Below are 2,375 nucleotides of genomic sequence, written 5' to 3'. Positions count from 1 at the left end.
CCCCCCCCCCCCCCCCCCCCCCCCCCCCCCCCCCCCCCCCCCCCCCCCCCCCCCCCCCCCCCCCCCCCCCCCCCCCCGCCGCGCGCCCCCCCCCCCCCCCCCCCCCCCGGGGGGGGGGGGGGCCCCCCCCCGGGGGGGGGGGGGGGGGGGCCCCTGGCCTGGACGAACGGTAGCACCAGGCGATGCCCCCTCCGTCAGCGCTTCGCGCTGCCACCTCCCCCAGAGGGGGAGGACCTGGCGCCTAAACCGCCTGCGCCGCTGCCCAGGCGCTGGCCCAGGCCCATTGGAAGTTGTAGCCGCCGAGCCAGCCGGTGACGTCGACCGCCTCGCCAATCACGTAGAGACCTGGCACGCGCTTGGCTTCCATGGTCTTGGAAGACAGTTCCGCCGTGCTTACCCCGCCGATCGTCACTTCCGCCTTGGCGAAGCCTTCGGTCCCGTTGGGCAGGAAAGTCCAGGCGGCCAGCCGCTCCTCCGCCGCGCGCAGCATGGCATCGGTGGCGTTCGCCAGCGGACCCTCCAGCGCCAGCCGCTCGGCCAGGGTGTCGGCCAGGCGATCGGGGAGGGCGGCGCGCAACAGACTGCGGAGGGTCGCGCGGGGGCTCTCCCGCTTCGCAGCGATCAGCCAGCCTTCACCGGCCTGCGGCAGGAAGTCGATCGCCACCGGAGCGCCAGAGCGCCAGTAGGACGAGACCTGCAGTATGGCCGGGCCGGACAGCCCGCGGTGCGTGAACAGCGCCGCCTCCCGGAACGCCGCCTTGCCGCAGCTTGCCACGACGTCTGTCGCGACGCCGGAGAGGTCGCGGAACAAGGCGTCGTCGCCGCTGAGGGTCAGCGGCACGAGCGCCGGGCGCGGCTCGACCACTTTGAGGCCGAACTGGCGCGCGAGATCGTAGGCGAAGCCGCTCGCCCCCATCTTCGAAATGGACGGACCGCCGGTGGCGACCACGAGCGCCTGCGCCTCGGCGACCTGCCGATCCGTCGTCACGGTGAACCGGCCGTCGCCGTGCGCGACCTGCCGGACCGTTTCGCCGCAGGTCACCACGACCTCGCCCCTGGCGCATTCGGCCAGAAGCAGCTCGACGATCTGACGCGCCGAACCGTCGCAGAAAAGCTGGCCCAGCGTCTTCTCGTGCCAGGCGATGCCGTGGCTTTCGACCAGCGCGAGGAAGTCCTGCGGCGTGTAGCGGCTGAGTGCGGACTTGGCGAAGTGCGGATTGGCTGAAAGAAAGCGATCGGGCGCGGTGTGGATATTGGTGAAGTTGCACCGGCCGCCACCGGAGATGAGGATCTTCTTCCCCGGTTTCTCGGCATGGTCGATCACCAGCACCTTGCGGCCGCGCTTGCCGGCTTCGGCGGCGCACATCAGCCCAGCCGCACCCGCGCCGAGGACGATCACGTCGTAAGTGGAATTCATGTGTGGCGCGGTCCCGGCAGCATGGCCGAGCCCTCTAGCAGGTCCTCGATCCGTTGCGAGTGACTCCGACGGATCGGAAGCCCCGCTAGGCCGGCCGCGTTTTCAGCAGCATGGCGCCGAAGCCCACGAAGATCGCACCCGTCACCCGGTTGAAGGCTCGCTTGAGCCCCGGCTTGCGCAACTGGCGCGAGAGGGAGCCCCCCGCCAGTCCGTAGACCAGATACCAGAACATCTCGATCACCGCGAAAGTCAGGACCAGGATGGCGAACTGCAGCGCCTGCGGCTTCCCGGCATCTACGAACTGCGGGAGGAACGCGGCCGCGAACAGCAGCAGCTTGGGATTGCTGGCGCTGATCATGAAGCCGCGGCGGAACAGGCTCGCGGGCGTTTGCGTGGCCCGCAGCGTGTCCTCGCCCACGTCCAGCGGTGCGACATCGGCGCGCCAAGCCTGCACGCCCAGGTACAGCAGGTAGGCGGCGCCGAGATAGCGCAGCACTTCGAACGCCCCGGGCAGTGCCATCAGCAGCGCGGCCAGCCCGCCCGCCGAGGCGCTCAGCACGAGGACCAGGGCGGCGAGGCAGCCGGCCATGGCTGCGATGCTCCGGCGCAGGCCGAATTCGACGCTGCGGCTGAGGATGTGCAGCATGTTCGGGCCAGGCGTGCCCGACAGCACGAAGACTGCCGCGAAGAACAGCCACCAAGTTTCGATGCTCATAGCCCAATCCTACCGGGGTAAGCCGGTCATATGGCTGCGAGCCAAGCGCGACGCAATCGCGTGCGGGCGGTGTCGACCGAGATCACTCGGCCGGCACGGCCTCACTCGTTTGCGCCCCCGCGACCGCCGCATCGTCGCTCAGGTGCGCGCCTTGCTGGCGCAGCAACTGGCGCACTTCGCCCACGTCGACCGCGCGCGGCTGCACGCCGCGGTTGGCCGCGACCGCCGCGGCGGCGCCGGCGG

At 71.4% G+C, this 2,375-nt stretch carries 2 protein-coding genes; both read right to left on the bottom strand.

The genetic code is table 11. The features are described 5' to 3' along the window. Positions 1 to 241: 241 nt before the first annotated feature. On the bottom strand, positions 242 to 1,417 hold the full coding sequence (locus GRI75_RS14375; RefSeq protein ID WP_160747694.1) for a BaiN/RdsA family NAD(P)/FAD-dependent oxidoreductase: 1,176 nt from the start codon (positions 1,415 to 1,417) through the stop codon (positions 242 to 244). 85 nt (positions 1,418 to 1,502) lie between these two features. Next, a complete protein-coding gene (locus GRI75_RS14370) occupies positions 1,503 to 2,132 on the bottom strand; it encodes a LysE family translocator (RefSeq protein ID WP_160747693.1) in 630 nt (209 codons plus the stop codon). Positions 2,133 to 2,375: the final 243 nt, after the last annotated feature.

It is taken from the genome of Croceibacterium soli, assembly GCF_009828065.1.
In the GTDB taxonomy this organism is placed as follows: domain Bacteria; phylum Pseudomonadota; class Alphaproteobacteria; order Sphingomonadales; family Sphingomonadaceae; genus Croceibacterium_B; species Croceibacterium_B soli.
The sequence above is the reverse complement of the archived record's forward strand: the minus strand, read 5'-3'. Positions and strand labels throughout refer to the sequence as shown.

Bases quoted from the DNA above. Each gene is read 5' to 3' on its own strand.
- GRI75_RS14375 (WP_160747694.1), bottom strand. From the start codon at position 1,417: ATGAATTCCACTTACGACGTGATCGTCCTCGGCGCGGGTGCGGCTGGG.
- GRI75_RS14370 (WP_160747693.1), bottom strand. From the start codon at position 2,132: ATGAGCATCGAAACTTGGTGGCTGTTCTTCGCGGCAGTCTTCGTGCTG.